Origin of the sequence: Bacillus sp. V3B (assembly GCF_024494465.1) — a bacterium.
In the GTDB taxonomy this organism is placed as follows: Bacteria; Bacillota; Bacilli; order Bacillales; family Cytobacillaceae; genus Bacillus_BD.
Window position 1 is genome coordinate 223,240 of sequence record NZ_JAETXM010000002.1, and the last position, 17,065, is coordinate 240,304.

Annotated in this window: 17 protein-coding genes and 1 other annotated feature; of the genes, 5 read left to right on the forward strand and 12 right to left on the reverse strand. The window is 37.6% G+C overall.

The window, feature by feature from the left end:
• Positions 1-96: 96 nt before the first annotated feature.
• From JMM81_RS05500 to pepV, 3 genes are all read right to left on the reverse strand, one after another.
• Entirely contained in the window at positions 97-1,071 is a 975-nt protein-coding gene (locus JMM81_RS05500) for a nuclease-related domain-containing protein (RefSeq protein WP_256240526.1), read from the reverse strand.
• 205 nt (positions 1,072-1,276) lie between these two features.
• Positions 1,277-1,846 carry an RNA 2',3'-cyclic phosphodiesterase gene (thpR, locus tag JMM81_RS05505; protein WP_256240527.1) on the reverse strand — a complete coding sequence of 190 codons (570 nt, stop codon included), beginning with the start codon at positions 1,844-1,846 and terminating at the stop codon, positions 1,277-1,279.
• 105 nt (positions 1,847-1,951) lie between these two features.
• Entirely contained in the window at positions 1,952-3,373 is a 1,422-nt protein-coding gene (pepV, locus tag JMM81_RS05510) for a dipeptidase PepV (protein ID WP_256240528.1), read from the reverse strand.
• 537 nt (positions 3,374-3,910) lie between these two features.
• Between pepV and JMM81_RS05515 the strand changes: the two genes are divergently transcribed.
• Positions 3,911-4,132, forward strand: a complete 222-nt coding sequence (locus JMM81_RS05515) for a DeoR family transcriptional regulator (RefSeq protein WP_256240529.1) — start codon at positions 3,911-3,913, stop codon at positions 4,130-4,132.
• A 246-nt stretch (positions 4,133-4,378) separates the two neighbouring features.
• On the opposite strand, the gene JMM81_RS05520 is transcribed toward JMM81_RS05515, so the two are convergent.
• On the reverse strand, positions 4,379-5,101 hold the full coding sequence (locus JMM81_RS05520) for a pseudouridine synthase (protein ID WP_256240530.1): 723 nt from the start codon (positions 5,099-5,101) through the stop codon (positions 4,379-4,381).
• A gap of 219 nt (positions 5,102-5,320) precedes the next feature.
• Here JMM81_RS05520 and JMM81_RS05525 point away from each other — a divergent pair, with 219 nt between their 5' ends.
• Positions 5,321-5,653: a hypothetical protein gene (locus JMM81_RS05525; RefSeq protein WP_305367711.1), complete on the forward strand. Its 333-nt coding sequence runs from the start codon at positions 5,321-5,323 to the stop codon at positions 5,651-5,653.
• 92 nt (positions 5,654-5,745) lie between these two features.
• Here JMM81_RS05525 and JMM81_RS05530 read toward each other — a convergent pair whose 3' ends face one another.
• Positions 5,746-7,362, reverse strand: coding sequence for a putative polysaccharide biosynthesis protein (locus tag JMM81_RS05530; protein ID WP_256240531.1), 1,617 nt, complete (start codon positions 7,360-7,362; stop codon positions 5,746-5,748).
• 328 nt (positions 7,363-7,690) lie between these two features.
• Here JMM81_RS05530 and JMM81_RS05535 point away from each other — a divergent pair, with 328 nt between their 5' ends.
• Positions 7,691-8,944, forward strand: coding sequence for a BaiN/RdsA family NAD(P)/FAD-dependent oxidoreductase (locus JMM81_RS05535; RefSeq protein ID WP_256240532.1), 1,254 nt, complete (start codon positions 7,691-7,693; stop codon positions 8,942-8,944).
• Between the two features lie 40 nt (positions 8,945-8,984).
• Here the strand turns inward: JMM81_RS05535 and JMM81_RS05540 are convergent, their stop codons facing one another.
• From JMM81_RS05540 to JMM81_RS05560, 5 genes are all read right to left on the reverse strand, one after another.
• Complete coding sequence (locus JMM81_RS05540; protein ID WP_256240533.1) at positions 8,985-9,170, reverse strand: sporulation protein Cse60; 186 nt, start codon at positions 9,168-9,170, stop codon at positions 8,985-8,987.
• A gap of 198 nt (positions 9,171-9,368) precedes the next feature.
• Positions 9,369-9,674: a rhodanese-like domain-containing protein gene (locus JMM81_RS05545; RefSeq protein WP_256240534.1), complete on the reverse strand. Its 306-nt coding sequence runs from the start codon at positions 9,672-9,674 to the stop codon at positions 9,369-9,371.
• A gap of 31 nt (positions 9,675-9,705) precedes the next feature.
• The gene (gene leuS, locus JMM81_RS05550) at positions 9,706-12,123 is read right to left on the reverse strand and encodes a leucine--tRNA ligase (RefSeq protein WP_256240535.1); all 2,418 of its coding nucleotides are present in this window, start codon (positions 12,121-12,123) and stop codon (positions 9,706-9,708) included.
• Positions 12,124-12,265: 142 nt separating this feature from the next.
• Positions 12,266-12,489, reverse strand: a binding site (T-box leader).
• A gap of 324 nt (positions 12,490-12,813) precedes the next feature.
• Positions 12,814-12,981 (reverse strand): glycogen biosynthesis protein GlgD, encoded by a 168-nt coding sequence (locus JMM81_RS05555; RefSeq protein ID WP_256240591.1) that lies wholly within the window; start codon positions 12,979-12,981, stop codon positions 12,814-12,816.
• Between the two features lie 11 nt (positions 12,982-12,992).
• Positions 12,993-13,256 (reverse strand): YtzC family protein, encoded by a 264-nt coding sequence (locus JMM81_RS05560; RefSeq protein ID WP_256240536.1) that lies wholly within the window; start codon positions 13,254-13,256, stop codon positions 12,993-12,995.
• Between the two features lie 198 nt (positions 13,257-13,454).
• Here JMM81_RS05560 and mnmL point away from each other — a divergent pair, with 198 nt between their 5' ends.
• Positions 13,455-14,411 (forward strand): tRNA modification radical SAM protein MnmL/YtqA, encoded by a 957-nt coding sequence (gene mnmL / locus JMM81_RS05565; RefSeq protein ID WP_256240537.1) that lies wholly within the window; start codon positions 13,455-13,457, stop codon positions 14,409-14,411.
• Complete coding sequence (gene mnmM, locus JMM81_RS05570) at positions 14,408-14,983, forward strand: tRNA 5-(aminomethyl)-2-thiouridylate-methyltransferase MnmM (RefSeq protein WP_256240538.1); 576 nt, start codon at positions 14,408-14,410, stop codon at positions 14,981-14,983. The genes mnmL and mnmM overlap by 4 nt, the downstream gene beginning before the upstream one ends.
• Here the strand turns inward: mnmM and JMM81_RS05575 are convergent.
• Both JMM81_RS05575 and JMM81_RS05580 read right to left on the reverse strand, forming a co-directional pair.
• Positions 14,980-16,095, reverse strand: a complete 1,116-nt coding sequence (locus tag JMM81_RS05575) for a tetraprenyl-beta-curcumene synthase family protein (protein ID WP_256240539.1) — start codon at positions 16,093-16,095, stop codon at positions 14,980-14,982. The two genes, mnmM and JMM81_RS05575, sit on opposite strands and share 4 nt — an antisense overlap.
• A gap of 14 nt (positions 16,096-16,109) precedes the next feature.
• A complete protein-coding gene (locus JMM81_RS05580) occupies positions 16,110-16,913 on the reverse strand; it encodes an alpha/beta hydrolase (RefSeq protein WP_256240540.1) in 804 nt (267 codons plus the stop codon).
• Between the last annotated feature and the right edge of the window lie 152 nt (positions 16,914-17,065).

Below are 17,065 nucleotides of genomic sequence, written 5' to 3' on the forward strand. Positions count from 1 at the left end.
CCCGATAAAGAAAACTCGTCGATTGGCGAGTCCCTAGGTGAAGACAGAGACGTAATAAATGTTGATCAAAAACACGTACGCATGACGATAGAAAACTTATTTCTTATCCACTACTTCCCACTCAATTCTTTTGATAGAAGATGTAGAACAAAATTGCAATAATGCTTTGGCTCCCATAAGCTGCGTGTTTTTCAGCGGTGACTTTAAGCTACGTAATGAATGAAACCAATCTCCATATTGTCGCTGATCAACCAATTGAACATCTCGGGGTACTGCAGGGAAATCAATATATCCATTCCGTGAAAGTAAGACTTTATGGACCGGCAAATCGATTTCAAAATGTTTAAAGATATTTTTGACAATTGTCTCTGTTCGATTTATAGCAATCACGGGGTTTACAATTATCTTTTCATTGTGATCATTTCTTACGTTCCAGAACTTTTTATTAGAACCCACGAATACAGACGAATTTTGATCTTCAAGAAAAGTGATGCACCAGACCTCCGTCGGGCTGATTAAAATCGTCTCAACCTCAACCGTTGCTTTTTTCAATAAAAAAACAGGCTGATATAACACGAGATACGTGTCAGGGAAACGCTGTAGAAAAAACTTTAAGTTTTCATCAAAAAAGAACTTTTTATTCACAAACGATTTTTCTGTTAATGTTGAGGTTGCCCATTTCATTTGGAAATCAAAAAGTTGGTTAAGAAACTGCTGTTTTAATTCTTCAATCGTTTCAGCCTGATGAGTGAAAGAAGGAAATACATCAAGTTCTACTGAGTCTTTTTCAAAATCATGAACTGAAGGGCTTAGTTCCTGCTCGGTTTCTTTAGCAGATTTTCGGTTAAAGAGTGTTTTAATTTTATTTAATAGCGGGTGCTTTTCTTCTACCTCCCATTCAATATTAGGTTGGTTCATTGGTGGAGAAAAAGTCTGTTTTTCAGGATTCCCCCAACTTTTTTGTAATTTCTCCCACTGTTGCTTTTTAAGTGTCACAAATCGTGAAGGGTAATGAAATATATTTTGTTCATACCGAGATGAATAATCTTGTAATTTAATTAACTGTCCCATTATCATCTTCCTTACTATGGCTTCCGTTTCTCTCTGTCTAATTATCCCTTGTTCCAAAGGCGCTTCCGCTTTTTTATAGTCTAGCTCCAGCGCCTACCCCCTCGAGGTCACAAGCCAATCCTCCCAGAAAGGGAAAGAACACCTTTCCGTGAGGCTCGTCTTGTGCTATTCGGGGGTACCCAAGGCGCTTCCGCTTTTTTATAGTCTATTCAACTAGTAGCGAAATGGTTGCAATCGGTTCATATTTTGGTGTCTTTTCTAGGTTTGTCTTATATAAAACAACCTCTTCTGCTATAAAGGACAGCGATTCAGTCTTAAAGGGATTATATTGTTCCAACCATTTGTGTTCAAATTCGGAACCCGTCCAATTACGCGCCAATGTGATATGAGGGGTAAACGGACGGGTCTCTAATGAAAAGCCAGCCTCTAAACAGGACTTAAAAACAAGTGATTGGAGGCTCTCGAGTTGCTTTTCTTGTGTAACAGAAGTCCAAAAGATCCGAGGTGCCTTCTTATTTCCAAAGATATTTAGACCTTGAATATGTAACGAAAAAGCTTTTACTTCTTTTATTGCCCTGTCGACTAACTCTACTACTCCATCAAGGTTTTGTTTCTCAATAGCACCAAGAAAAGAAAGAGTAATATGATAATCCTCCATATGAACCCAGCGTTTAAAAGGGAAAAACTTTTTTACACTTGTTAACTGAGTATGAATTGACTGTTTTGTATAATCCGGTAATCGGATGGCCCAGAAATAATGCGGATTCTTTTCCATTTCGCACCTCACTCTTTTACTCCATTTATTTATATAGTAGCTCAGAAGCACCCAACTAATAGAATAGTGAGTGCTCCTTCATACATCCAATTTCATTTTTATTCGTTATTTTGCCAATTCATAAATCGCTTGAGCATAAATAGCGGTTGCTTTTAATAAATCATCGATATACATGTATTCATCTTTTTGATGAGCAATATCTTCTCTTCCTGGGAATAGAGGACCGAACGCTACGCCAGATGTTAAAGAACGTGCATATGTCCCCCCGCCAATCGCCAAAAGCTCTGCTTTTTCTCCTGTTTGTTCTTCATACACTTTTTTTAATATTTGAATCAACTCATTATTTTCATCAACATGATGCGGCTTTGAATCAGTGGAATTTTCCATTTTAAAGCCTTTTTCTTTTGCTACTTCTGTTATCTTCTCTTTTGTCTTTGCCATATCATTTGTCACTGGATAACGAAGGTTAAGTCCTAACATGCCACCTTTTACCTGGTCATATTCCATTTTACCTATATTAATCGTGAGCTCTCCAGAAATATCATCAGAATAATCAATACCTAGTTTCTTCCCTCTTGAGTCTTGATAAAAGAATTGAGATGTAAAGGTAAAGAAACCATCTGCTTGCTTATCGATTTTATTTTCCACAATAAATTGTGCTAAGTAAAGACCCGCATTCTTTCCATGATCAGGTTCCATACCGTGGGCAGAAACTCCCTCCAATTCAAGAATCAACTCACCATTCTCCACATAACTTTTTCCTTTTAAACCATGAAGCTTCCAAAATTCATTATACCTCTGTACAACATCTGTTTTTTCCTTTTGAACAAGTAATATAGCTTTAGCATAATCTGGAACCATATTATACCTTCTACCAGATTGAAAATAAACTACTTCTACTTTTATATCGTCTATTGGATCATCTTCTACTACCTTTTCCTGAACCAGATCGAAATCCGAAATTCCTTTTTCAGCAAAAATAATCGGGAAATCAGCGTCCGGTGCAAATCCCAGCGTTGGCATTTCCTCATGTTTAAAGTAATGATCGACACATCTCCAATCACTCTCTTCATCTGTTCCAATAATCATCCGAACACGCTTCGTTAAAGGCAGGCCTAATTCTTTTACTATTTTCATGGCATAATATGCAGCCATCGTAGGACCTTTATCATCAATAGCCCCTCTAGCATAAATTTTCCCATTGCGTATTTCTGCCTTATAGGGATCGCTAGACCATCCGTCTCCTTCAGGAACAACATCTACATGACAAAGAATCCCTAAGCACTCCTCCCCTTGTCCGAACTCCACATGTCCCGCCAAATTGTCAACATTTTTCGAGACAAATCCATCGTTTTCACCCATTTGAAGCATGTATTGTAGCGCTTCTTTCACACCATGACCAAGCGGGGCATCTGGGGAGGTATTCTCCTCGTCCAACACACTTTTAATTTGTAATAATTTTTGTGTATCTAGAATCAGTGCAGCTTTCCTTTTCATTACTTCATCAAACCAATTTAATTGTTCCATTTAAAAACCCTCCAATATGCAAAGCTCAAGGTGTCCGCTTATGACATCGAGTCGCTAACGCCTTGAGCTAGACCCTTCTCAAACTTAAAAAGCGCAAAAAATAGTTAAATAAATCATATCATACTCTCTATTATGACAAGCATAGACAAACTCTACTTTTTTTCTCTTAAATCAGCATTTCCAAACTAACATGGAATATACAAAAGGAGATAATCAATCATAAGTAGAAAAATACCTTTAATATTATCTGAATATCCAACATATATTGGTGTAAATATCCATAGTATCCATTAAAGATTAAGGAGAAAATATATATATATATAATTAATCTTTTGTAAATTCGATCTCCATAGTGGAAATTTTGTGATAATATGGATATTATATAAGTAGATGTTAAACTTCACAACATGTACTATATGTTGTAGAAAAGGGGTTGTCCGAGGAAAAGAAGCGAAAATTCTCGAAGATTACGATCTTCACTAAAATGTTGGATGCTAGAATTTGTCAAAGGTGTGAATAAGGATAGGGAGTGGTTTATTGAAACCGTCAACTAACCGGATGTTAAACCGTATCAAATCCGTCTACATGTTTATTAATAATCGAGGAACTGTAACAACACAGGAGCTTGTAGAAGAATTTGGAATCACTCCTCGAACGATTCAAAGAGACTTAAATGTCTTAGCTTACAACGATTTAGTCAGAAGCCCAAGTCGTGGAAAATGGACAACAACCACGAAGAAAGTAAAACTTTCATCATAAGAAAAGCGCAAGGCGCCCGCCTATGAAGAACGTAGACTAAGAACGCCACATCCGTATGTCTTCGTCTGCATGATCCGCATCCTGCGGGCCGCAAGCATAAGACGAGCCAGCAGGAAGGTTGTTCTTTAACCTTCTTGACGGATTGGCTTATGACTCGAGCCGATGGCGCCTGAGCTAGACAGTAATCAAAGTTTAAAATTCTATACTTTCTTTTAAACAAACCAGAAAGAATAAGTCGCCGGTGACTTATTCTTTCTGATTGTGCTCTAGTAATTGAAAGATTTCCTCCTCCGTTAATCCGCGATACTCACCTAACTCTAGGCTTTCATCAAGCTTGAGGGGTCCCATTGAAATCCTTTGTAAATAAACCACTTTTTTTCCTACTGCTTGAAACATTCTCTTCACCTGATGGAACTTCCCTTCCGTAATTGTTAACTCAATGTCTGATCGAATGCCTGATTTTATAATGTTTAACTCACCAGGTTTTGTTATATATCCATCATCTAAAACGACGCCTTGTTGAAAAGCCTCAATATCTTCTTCTGTAACCTCACCATCAATCACAGCAAAATACGTTTTCGGAACATGTTTTTTCGGGGACAATAGTCGATGGGCCAATTTCCCGTCATTTGTGAGCAATAATAACCCCTCTGTATCTTTATCAAGTCTTCCTACAGGAAAAGGACCGTACACGGCATCATCCATTTCAAGTAAATCAACCACTGTCTGATCATGATTATCCTCTGTCGCGGAAATCACCCCTTGTGGTTTATTCATCATCAAATAAATATACTCTTTGTACTCGATAACTTCTCCGTTTAAAGTGACCGTATCCTTTTCAGGGTCAACTTGTTCTTTTGCATTTTTAACCATCTTCTCATTAACTTTGACACCCCCGTCTTTTAAAAGTTGTTTTACTTCCTTTCGACTTCCATATCCTAAATTCGCCAACATTTTATCGATCCGCATAAAAAGATCACTCCTCTTGTATTATTATAGGCTATTATCCATTTCCAAATTAGCAAAAATCCATAGACTGTTATCATGCTACTAAACGAACGTCTTTACATTATTGTCGTTTTTAGCTAGCACCTTTATTTCTAGGTTTTATAGGCCCCTTTTTGTTGAAAAAGTTCTTTCACCAACATTCCCTATAAAACCAATAAAAAAGTGAAAGAGGAGATGTCAATGATGATGGATTATTCATACCACAATCAACTTTTACCAACCCCAGAGGTGGATTATTCATACCACAATCAACTTTTACCAACCCCAGAGGTGGATTATCGTCAACAAGGTCAAGGACAATTCTTTCCAAGTCCAGGGGGATTCCCAGGGGGATTCCCAGGAGGGTTTCCAGGGGGGTTTCCAGGGGGGTTTCCAGGGGGAGGCACGAGTCAACGTCTTGATCGACTTGAACGTCAGTTAGATCGATTAGAACGTCAATTAACTCGACTAGATCGCCGTGTAGATCGAATTGAAAGAAGACTTGGATTCGGCGGCCCAGGAAGAGATTATTAATCAAACGAGTACTAAGGCTAAAGCCTTTTCCAACTTTAATCTATTCTTTTTTAGCTAATAACAAGGGTCTCCTGATATGGAGACCCTTTCTCTTATCCTTTAAGATGCAATTTTTGCTTCAAGCGTTCAACCCTATCACCAAACAAGGAGTTCGCAAGTCCTGATTTTAATCCTAAATAACCATAAATAAGGATCCCAACGATCGCACAAATAAGAATCATCAATACTGATTGCCAGATAGATTGAGGGGTCAAGAAGAAAGAAAGCAATTTATAGGTCCCCCATGCTCCTGCAGACATTAGGATGGTAAAGAAAATAATTAAAAGACTTCTCCGCCAAACGAGCTTGAACGAATAACTAGTATAAACCTTAATAACCACTAAGTTTATGATAACTGCAGCCCCATACCCGAGGGCTGTTGCTAAAATAGCGCCTTTCGTTTCCATCAATTTAATAAAAGGGATGTTTAAACTTAATTTAATAAGCAGGCCTACTAATAAACTTAAAATCGTAAATCGTTGTTCATTTATCCCTTGCAAAATAGCTGCGGTAACGGAAAATAAGGAAAATAAAATCGCTACGGGTGCATAAAGTCGTAATATCTCTGTCCCAAATAAATCATGCCCATAAAATGCGGTATAAGCAGGTTCTGCAAGCAGCGACAGTCCAATAACAGCCGGTAATACTAAAAACAAGATCACTTGAAATGTTTGATTCATCTGTCGGTTCAATCCAAGATGGTCCTGTGTAATATATGTCTTTGTGATATTTGGAACCAATGTTAAAGAAAAGGCTGTTGCCAAGGAAACAGGTATGATCACTAGCTTGTGGGAATAAAAGTTTAAGGTACTAAAGGAAAAATCCGCTTCCTTTGCTAATCCGATCTCAACCATTGCCCTGTTAAAGGTAATTTGATCAATAAATTGAAATAATGGATTGGCAATACCTACAAAAACAAATGGTGCCGCATAAACAAGGATTTCCTTATACATATCTTTCAATGAAATATCAACGGTTCCTTTATCACGCAGCAGCAACTCTTCTAAATAGGGCTTTCGTTTATACCAATACCAAAATAGAACAGCGAGGCCCCCAACGGCACCAACGAATGCCGCAAATGTCGCCACACTAACTGCGGTTACTATCTCGCCCTTCATCACATATAGAACAACAAAGGCACCAGCTAATAGAAAAACGATGCGCACGATTTGTTCCACTACTTGTGAAACAGCTGTTGGTCCCATGGATTCATGGCCTTGAAAAAACCCTCTGTTTAAACTCATAAACGGTACAACAATCAGGGCAAAACTAACAGCACGAATAACAGTTACCACGTCTTCTGCACTCGTCACCTGGTCAGTATCCCTGATAACCATATCCGCTAATAGAGGAGCTAAAAAATATAAAGCTAAAAAAGAGGCAATACCTGTTGTTAGCATGATCAGTAATCCTGATTTAAACAACTTTCTACCGACTGCATACTCTTCAAGTGCGTTATATTTGGAAATGAATTTTGAAATAGCCAGAGGAATACCACCAATTGCTATACTTAAGAAAATAGTATATGGTACATACGAGTATTGATAAAGCGTCGTCCCTTCTTGTCCAACAATTGCATTAAAGGGTATGACATAAAATAAACCAAGCATCTTAGAAATGATAGTCCCTAGAGTTAATATAAATGTTCCTCTTAAAAGCTTTGACGCCATGAATTGCTTCTCCTTATCAAAGTAGGAATTTTTTATTCAAATTTCTTATGGTGATTTATCTAGACAATATAATATTTTAAACCTTCCCCAGTCGAGATGCGATAGTAAAATTGACTTTTATCTTACAATTTCACTTGAAAATACACTATTTGTAGTTTACTCTTCTTTCATAAAGATTTCTAGTGCGAAAGCACAAGCATCTTCGTTAAGGAACATCTATTATACTCGTCATTCCTTAGTCTTATAACTCATAGATACTTGTATAGAGAAGCTAGAAAAGCGTCAAACTTCAAAAAACTCATTAATTTTTAGAAAGGTGTTCAACTATATGTATGATGTCATTGTAATTGGTGGCGGTCCCGCTGGATTAATGGCGGCTATCGCAGCAGGTGAAAAAGGAGCTCATGTACTGCTCCTTGATAAAGGGGATAAACTGGGGAGAAAACTAGCCATCTCAGGTGGAGGCCGCTGCAATGTAACAAACAGACTCCCAATAGATGAACTGATTAAACATATTCCTGGAAATGGACGATTTTTACATAGTGCCTTCTCCCTGTTTAATAATGAAGATATTATTAAATTTTTCAAGAAACTAGGGATCGAGTTAAAGGAGGAAGATCATGGACGAATGTTTCCAGTCAGTAACAAAGCCCAATCTGTTGTCGATGCTCTATTAAATAGACTATCCGATCTTCATGTCAAAATAAGAACAAATAGCCCTGTCAAAACGATTGAGTATCATCAAAATCAGGTAAAGTCCGTTGTCCTACAAAATGGGAAAACGGTTGAAACCCGTGCTGTTGTTCTTGCTGTTGGAGGTAAATCGGTCCCTCAAACCGGATCAACTGGGGATGGCTATGCCTGGGCAAAAAAAGCAGGTCACACCATTACTGATCTATTTCCAACTGAAGTACCGGTAACGTCAAATGAACCCTTTATAAAAGAAAAAACATTACAAGGGTTATCACTACGCGATGTTGGGTTAAGTGTATTAAATCAAAAAGGTAAACCGATCATTACCCACAAAATGGACATGATTTTTACTCATTTCGGGATTAGTGGACCGGCTGTATTAAGATGTAGTCAGTATATTGTAAAGGAATTTAAAAAAGATCCTTCCAAAAAGGTGACAGTTAATCTTGATGTTTTTCCAAATAAAAAGGAAGAAGTACTCTATCAAGAAATACTGAAACTACTAAAAGAAGAACCTAAAAAAAGTGTAAAAAACATATTGAAAGGTTTACTCCCTGAACGCTATCTCCTTTTTCTCCTTGAGGATAACGAGATTGATCCGATGATGCAAGCAGCTACACTTTCAAATGAAAAACTCAGAAGTTTTGTTGAAAGCTGTAAAAAATTCTGCTTTACTGTAAACGGTACGCTTTCCCTTGAAAAAGCCTTTATCACAGGTGGCGGTGTATCTATCAAAGAAATCGAACCGAAGACAATGGCCTCAAAGAAAATGAACGGATTATATTTTTGCGGAGAAATCCTTGATATCCACGGCTATACTGGTGGTTTTAATATTACTGCCGCTTTTGTCACAGGTCGACTCGCTGGTCAAAACGCCGCTCAAGTATAGTCACTAGAATCTATCATTTAAAAACCGAGCCTAACCATCGTCAGGCTCGGTAAATAATCATCGCAGAAAAGCAATAAATTTGTTCTTCTTCATCATCTTCTGGTAGTGCAGCTACATTATATTTAATATCAAGCAGCTTTTTTTCATCCAAGCTCTTTAGAAAACGGTTCATTTCAAACTCTAAATCTTCCTCATGTTCCTGATCAAACAATTTAACCTGGATCATGTCTCCCCCTCACTTATCCATGTTTTATTTCTATTATGACCAAATATACGTATGTTATTCTTTGAATATTTTAAATATTTTATATAAACAAAAATAGAAGGCTGTGATTTTAAAATCACAGCCTTCTATTTGACTTAAAAAAATCGATTATTTTCCTAGTCTAAGAAAAGTTAATGATGAATCAACCGCTTAAAATGGTTATTCTACTTTCCCTCTCCAATCAAGCATTCCACCGACCATATTACATACTTTGTAGCCTTGTTCCTGTAAGTAATAGCATACGTTTTCACTTCGACTACCTGACCGGCAAATAAAAATATATTCTTTATCTTTATCAAAATAGTCTAGCTTAGCTGGTATATCCATCATACGAATATGTTTGACTCCCGGAATCATTCCTTCTGCAACTTCTTCATCTTCTCTTACATCGACTAGCTCTAGCTTCTCTCCAGCTTCGAGCTTTTCGTTTAATTCATCTGTTGTAATAACACCAATTTGACTCATCTCTTACACCCCTTATTTCGTTTCAACTTTTTTAGTTCGCCACAATATTAACAAGCTTTCCTGGAACGGCAATCACTTTACGAATCGTTTTTCCATCAATTTGTTCTTTTACTGTATCGTCATCCATCACAATTTGTTCAAGTGCATCTTTATTCGTATTAACTGGCACAATTAGCTTCGCTTTTACTTTCCCGTTAATTTGAATGACGATCTCTACACTGTCGTCCATTAATTTACCTTCATCATAGGCAGGCCAAGCTTCATAGGAAATACTTCCGCTATGACCAAGTTTTTCCCAAAGTTCTTCAGCAATATGCGGACAAATTGGTGCAAGTAATTTCACAAACCCTTCCACATAACTAATAGGTAGAACAGATGCTTTATAAGCTTCGTTAATAAATACCATAAGTTGTGAGATAGCGGTATTAAATCGTAATCCTTCATAGTCTTCTGTTACTTTTTTAACGGTTTGGTGATAAACCTTTTCAAGGCTACTTCCTTGTTCATTTTCTTGAATTTTTGCATTCAAAGTACCGTTATCTTCGATAAATAGACGCCAGATTCGATCTAAGAAACGACGTGAACCATCAACCCCATTTTCAGACCATGCAATAGAACCATCAAGTGGTCCCATGAACATTTCATATAAACGCAATGTATCCGCACCATGACTTTTCACAATATCATCCGGATTCACGACATTACCTTTTGATTTGCTCATTTTTTCATTATTTTCACCAAGAATCATGCCTTGGTTAAATAACTTTTGGAATGGTTCCTTCGTTGGAACAACCCCGATATCATACAAGAATTTATGCCAGAAACGAGCATATAATAAGTGAAGAACCGCATGCTCTGCTCCACCGATATAAATATCAACTGGAAGCCATTCTTTTAGTTTTTCAGGGGCGGCCAAGGCTTCACTGTTGTGTGGGTCAATGAAACGAAGGAAATACCAGCAACTTCCACCCCACTGTGGCATTGTATTCGTTTCACGACGTCCCTTTTTACCTGTTACAGGGTCAGTTACATTAACCCAATCAGCAATGTTGGCTAAAGGTGATTCACCTGTACCAGAAGGTTTAATTTCTGTTGTAACCGGAAGAATTAATGGTAATTCTTCTTCAGGAACAGCTGTCGTCGTACCATCTTCCCAGTGAATAATCGGAATTGGTTCACCCCAATAACGTTGACGGCTAAATAACCAGTCACGAAGGCGGTATGTTACTTTTTTCGTACCAATTTCTTTTTCCTCAAGCCATGCAATCATTTGACTGATGGCATCTTCTTTATTTAAGCCATCTAAAAAGCCGGAGTTCACATGTAATCCATCACCCGTATAAGCTTCTTTTTCTACGTCTCCACCAGCAACTACTTCTTTAATGTCAAGGTTAAATTTCTTGGCGAACTCATAGTCACGCTCATCATGTGCTGGAACTGCCATAATTGCTCCAGTACCGTAGCTTGCTAATACATAGTCGGCAATCCAGATCGGCATCTTTTCATCATTTACAGGGTTAATTGCATACGCCCCAGTAAAGACGCCTGTTTTGTCTTTTGCTAGATCTGTTCTTTCTAAATCACTTTTACTTTTAATTTGATCAATATAATTTTCTACTGCTTCCCTTTGTTCAGGCGCTGTTATTTTTTCCACTAAAGCATGCTCAGGAGCAAGTACAGCATAAGTTGCACCAAAAAGCGTGTCAGGACGTGTAGTGAAAACAGTAAAGGTTCCCTCATGTCCATTGATGCGAAAATCGACTTCCGCTCCTTCTGAACGACCAATCCAGTTTCTCTGCATATCTTTAATACTTTCTGGCCAATCTAAATCTTCAAGGTCTTCAAGCAAACGATCGGCATAAGCCGTGATACGTAAATTCCACTGTTTCATCGGACGACGGACAACGGGATGATCTCCTCGCTCACTTTTTCCATCAATGACTTCTTCATTTGCCAGTACTGTTCCTAGTGCAGGACACCAGTTAACAGCTACTTCATCAATATAAGCCAGCCCTTTTTCGTACAGTTTAAGAAAAATCCATTGTGTCCATTTATAATAGTTAGGGTCGGTTGTATTAATTTCACGGTCCCAATCATACGAAAATCCTAATGCTTTGATTTGACGACGAAAGTTATTAATATTGTGTTCCGTAAATTCAGCAGGGTCATTTCCAGTATCTAAGGCATATTGCTCAGCTGGAAGTCCAAATGCGTCCCAACCCATTGGATGAAGAACATTATATCCTTGCATTCTTTTCAATCTTGAAAGAATATCGGTTGCTGTATAACCTTCTGGATGTCCTACATGGAGCCCTGCACCTGAAGGATATGGAAACATATCAAGGGCATAGAATTTACGCTTGCCTTTGTCCTCACTTGTTTTAAATGATTTATTTTCTTCCCAATATTTTTGCCATTTTTTTTCAATCTCATGATGATTGAAGCTCATCTCATTTTCCTCCTACATATTTAAATTAGCGTTAGATATCAGTCAAACATCCTTTAAAGACATTACTCATAATGAATCTATATAGGTAATGATAAAGTTCTCATATGTCTTATAAAAAAATATAAAAAACCCCTCATCCCATAATTGGGACGAGAGGATTATGTATCAATCTCCCGCGGTACCACCCACATTAGTGCACAAGTCACTCGCTTCATTTAACACCTTAACGCGGTAAACGACAGACCTTACTTAAGTTCACGTCTGCAACTCTAAGGTGAGTTCATGATGATCCCGACTGACTTTCACCGACCGTCAGCTCTCTATAACGAGTTAAACATCACTACTAATCCTTGTCAATGTTATTCTAAATATTAAATATATAGTGATATTGTATATAATTTCCCTATAATATGCAACTATCCAATGTCATGCATCAAAAAAACACATTTATCCATAAAACGAGAATAAATTTTGATTCACAGTACTGATTTCATTCAAATCTGGACTTTATTTATAGAGTACATCTGCTTTATTCATAAATTTAGTAAACATATCCGTATTTTTCAACTCTTTATCCGTTATTTGAGTGAATATATCCGTCATTTTACCCAATATATCCGCGTTTTAACATTTTTTACTACTTTTCATTAAAAATCCTTGGATTCCATACTAGAACCCAAGGATTTTTCATTATTGTTCTGGATGAAATTTAGATTTTACAGGCTGTCCACCGCTTTGTTCATATTTCTTTTTTGCTTCTTTGATAAGATCATGATCTGTGCCGAGTTCCAAATCATTGTTGTTTATACCATTACGTGTTTTCTGTTCTGGGTTTTGCTGCTTTGATCGTTTTTTCACCATTTCTCCCCCTAATGATTAAGAAGTATCATTTGATTTTGTGCTTGCTGCAGTTGCAAACGCATCCGATGTAATTGTTCTCGTTGCTGACTATTAGCGCTATGTGCAAGCTTTGCTAAATCGTTATAAGCCTCTTCTAATTGTTGCAATGCTTGCGTATAGTTATCATCATTATAATGTTCTTGGAGGCTACTTTCTTTATACTGATCGTCCGCAAACCTGAGTGCATCTTCACATTGCTGGAACAGCTCATCAATCGATTGTCGAGTTGCCATAGAACCCCTCCTAAACAAAATCATTTCAAGGCAAAACTCTATCTATTCATAAGAGCTTTACGTACCTATTTTGCTCCATTCTTCTTTTTCTACGCGCACAAAAAGGCTTCCAGTTCTATGCAGCCTCATTTTAGTAATTGGAAACAAGCGTACTTCGTGATAAAATAATTAAATTCGAATTTAAAGGAGGTCTCTGATTTGAATCAGAATAACCCTTTTCCATATGCAAGCGATCAAAAACGTTATCATACATGGAATTACCATTTGCGAAATAAATTTGGCCATAAAGTATTTAAAGTTGCCTTAGACGGCGGATTTGATTGTCCGAATCGTGACGGTACGGTCGCACATGGTGGCTGTACCTTTTGTAGTGCTGCTGGTTCGGGAGACTTTGCTGGAAACCGTGCGGATGATCTTATCAAACAGTTTGATGAGATCAAAGAGAAAATGCATTCAAAGTGGAAAGATGGGAAGTATATGGCCTACTTTCAAGCATTCACAAATACTCACGCACCGGTTGATGTTTTAAGAGAAAAATACGAAGCTGTTTTAAACGAAGAAGGTGTGATCGGTCTATCGATTGCAACAAGACCTGACTGCCTTCCAGATGATGTAGTGGAATATTTAGCAGAACTTCATGAACGAACTTATCTTTGGGTGGAGCTTGGACTACAGACCGTTCATGAAAGCACAGCCAATTTAATTAACAGAGCTCATGATTTCCCATCTTATGTAGAAGGTGTGGAAAAATTGAGAAAGCATGGGATTCGAGTTTGTTCTCATATTATTAACGGCCTGCCCCTTGAATCGCCTGAAATGATGATGGAAACAGCTCGTGAAGTGTCCAAGCTTGATGTACAAGGCATCAAAATTCATCTCCTTCATTTATTAAAAGGAACACCCATGGTCAAGCAATATGAAAAAGGAATGCTTAAATTTTTATCCTTTGATGATTATGTAAACTTAGTTTGTGACCAATTAGAAATATTACCACCTGAAATGATTGTTCACCGTATTACAGGTGATGGACCAATTGATTTAATGATTGGACCGATGTGGAGTGTTCATAAATGGGAGGTTCTCAATGCCATTGATGACGAGCTCTTACGTCGTAACAGCTGGCAGGGAAAATACTGGAGTGCAGTAAAAGCATGAAGTTAAAAAAAGTTCTACCTTTTGCAAAAAAACTTTTAGAAACAGCTATTACCTCCGGAGATGTCGTGGTAGACGCTACATTGGGAAATGGACATGATTCAGTATTTCTTGCAAATCTAGTCGGTGAACATGGACATGTATTCAGCTTTGATATACAAGAAAAGTCTCTTATCAACAGTCACCGTCACCTAGAAGAGTCACAATTAATAAACCGCGTAACACTACTCAAAAAGGGACATGAACATCTAAGTGAATGCATTCCTTCTTCACATCACGGAAAAATAACAGCCGCTATCTTTAATCTTGGTTATTTGCCAGGTGGAGATAAATCAATCGTTACCAAGCCTGCAACGACGATTTCAGCCGTTAAACAACTTCTTTCTATTATGGCTCCTGAAGGAATCATTGTCATTGTCATCTACCATGGTCATGTAGGAGGAGTAGGTGAGCGGGACAGTCTTTTGCAATATGTAAAAACGATTGATCAAAAGAAAGCAGATGTGTTGCGATATGATTTTATCAACCAAGTCAATTCTCCCCCTTTTATTATCGCTATTGAAAAAAAGGATTAGCCAATATAACGAGCTAATCCTTTTTTTACACTCTTTATACTTCTACCACTAGCACCCTTTTGGAATCTCCTATACACAATGGCATTGATAAAGAAAAAGAAACAGCTAGGCCCACCTACTTTTATCATATCTGTTGCCAACCTACGCACATTTTTTTGTTTTCTTACTTTTTCATCTGATAAATATAGCGCAAGCAACCCTCGATTAATCAATTGATGAAATCGTTTGTATGGAAGCTTTTCAGTATGACGATCCGCTTCTTTTATAAAATGATTTAAACGTGAAAATAGCTGTTCTTCGTTTTTATAATAAAAACAAAAATTCAAATCTCCACCTGCTAGATCCTCTTCCTGATCAATTAAATAGTCTAATAAAATATGCAAACCTTGAATATAAGGGAAATATCCATTTCGTATTTGCCGGACATGGTGCTTTTCAAAATCGGAATTAAATGCGTAAGAAACAAGACAAAAAATACCTAGAGTAGAACCCGAACATGCCGAAAACTCATACCACTCCATCTTAGGGATGTTTTTTTGATGATCATGAAACCAGCTTTGTAAGCGCGGTACACGATCAGCTGGAATTACATGCTTATGTACTTGCAAGTCGCAATAATACTGACACAGTTCAAGTAAGTATTCTTTAATAGAATCATAATGACTGCAACCTGCTAGTACTTCACGACATGTAGCGACTAGATCGAACAAGTAATTTCCATCATCACATTCATCGCGAAAACGGTAGTAATCGCCATTTACCCTTCCAGCTGTAATAGCATCTTTCATCGCTTCATGAAGGGCAGCAAAATCAGCTGGGTCTAGAGATGTACTTCGATCACAAAGATTATCTAAATAATCACTAATGGTTTGGTAGGCAACAATAAAACGAATGGCCTTATGGTAATAGCTTTTTGCCATAAGTGCCATGATAGAACCACCTTCACAATGAAATGTTTTATGTTCAATACTTGCTAGTGCTTGTTTACGCAGTTCTGGATCAGGAATATTCTCTGCTCGCTCCTTCCAATAAGAAAGCTCTTGATGAGCACAAGGAAATATTTTACGATATGATTGAGACATTAAGATAATTGGTATAGTAGGAACGGACATAATAAAAACCTCACTTATACGATATAGCCAATTGATTTTAGCTGACTGTTAAAGAAATCCTTCGCATACTCGAAAACTTCCTCACGTTCCGGCTCGTTAAAAATTTCATGATAACATTTAGGCCATTCTTTAAACCTTTTTTCTGATAATGGAACAATATTGAACCATTTGTTGACGATTTGTTTGTTCACAACTTGATCATCCCCCCCTTGCATAACAAGAAAAGGGATATCCTGCATTGTATCAATTTCTTCAAAAGCCATCTTCATAGCAAGATGTAACTCGCGATACCATCTAACGGATACTTTTGTTATATATAAAGTGTCATTTTTATCGGCATCCCTTACTTCTTCGTTTCGAGTTGCCATTTCAACAGTAAGACCACTACTTAATCTCAAGCTTGGCATGATCATATTTAAACCATAAGAAAGTAAATGGACTAATTTGGACGGTTTGTAGATCAAACCTAGACACGGAGAGGATAAAATGACACCTGCTAAATTCATTTTTTCTTGTTGCAACAAACGAACAGAAATTAATCCTCCCAAACTATGTCCCATAAGGAACACAGGTAAATCAAATTGATACGCAGCCTGTATCCAATCTTTTACTTCAAAAATATATTCATCAAAAGAATCGATATGGCCTCTTCTCGCTCTAGTTGTCATCCCCTGACCAGGAAGATCACCCATGATAACGTGAAAGCCGGACAAACGCCACATTTCAATTAACCACCCATAGCGGCGATGATGCTCCATAGCACCATGTACAATCACCACAACTGCTTTTGCTTCCCCTTCCGCTTCCCATTTCCACATTGTACATCCTCCTATAAGATATGCATAAGCGCCTTGGTCAGGGCGACAAGCATAAGACGAGCCGTCCCCGTCCCATTGTTCTTTAACCTTCTTGACCGCTTGGCTAGAAATAAGAGCCCCTAGGCGCTGAAACTAGACAATTATCTATACTC

Coding starts and splice junctions, on each gene's coding strand:
- JMM81_RS05575 (WP_256240539.1), bottom strand. CDS start 16,095: ATGTCCGTTCCTACTATACCAATTATCTTAATGTCTCAATCATATCGT.
- JMM81_RS05545 (WP_256240534.1), bottom strand. CDS start 9,674: ATGAGTCAAATTGGTGTTATTACAACAGATGAATTAAACGAAAAGCTC.
- JMM81_RS05530 (WP_256240531.1), bottom strand. CDS start 7,362: ATGGCGTCAAAGCTTTTAAGAGGAACATTTATATTAACTCTAGGGACT.
- leuS (WP_256240535.1), bottom strand. CDS start 12,123: ATGAGCTTCAATCATCATGAGATTGAAAAAAAATGGCAAAAATATTGG.
- JMM81_RS05580 (WP_256240540.1), bottom strand. CDS start 16,913: ATGTGGAAATGGGAAGCGGAAGGGGAAGCAAAAGCAGTTGTGGTGATT.
- thpR (WP_256240527.1), bottom strand. CDS start 1,846: ATGGAAAAGAATCCGCATTATTTCTGGGCCATCCGATTACCGGATTAT.
- pepV (WP_256240528.1), bottom strand. CDS start 3,373: ATGGAACAATTAAATTGGTTTGATGAAGTAATGAAAAGGAAAGCTGCA.
- JMM81_RS05520 (WP_256240530.1), bottom strand. CDS start 5,101: ATGCGGATCGATAAAATGTTGGCGAATTTAGGATATGGAAGTCGAAAG.
- JMM81_RS05500 (WP_256240526.1), bottom strand. CDS start 1,071: ATGGGACAGTTAATTAAATTACAAGATTATTCATCTCGGTATGAACAA.
- mnmM (WP_256240538.1), top strand. CDS start 14,408: ATGAAGTTAAAAAAAGTTCTACCTTTTGCAAAAAAACTTTTAGAAACA.
- JMM81_RS05540 (WP_256240533.1), bottom strand. CDS start 9,170: ATGATCCAGGTTAAATTGTTTGATCAGGAACATGAGGAAGATTTAGAG.
- JMM81_RS05560 (WP_256240536.1), bottom strand. CDS start 13,256: ATGGCAACTCGACAATCGATTGATGAGCTGTTCCAGCAATGTGAAGAT.
- JMM81_RS05525 (WP_305367711.1), top strand. CDS start 5,321: ATGATGATGGATTATTCATACCACAATCAACTTTTACCAACCCCAGAG.
- JMM81_RS05535 (WP_256240532.1), top strand. CDS start 7,691: ATGTATGATGTCATTGTAATTGGTGGCGGTCCCGCTGGATTAATGGCG.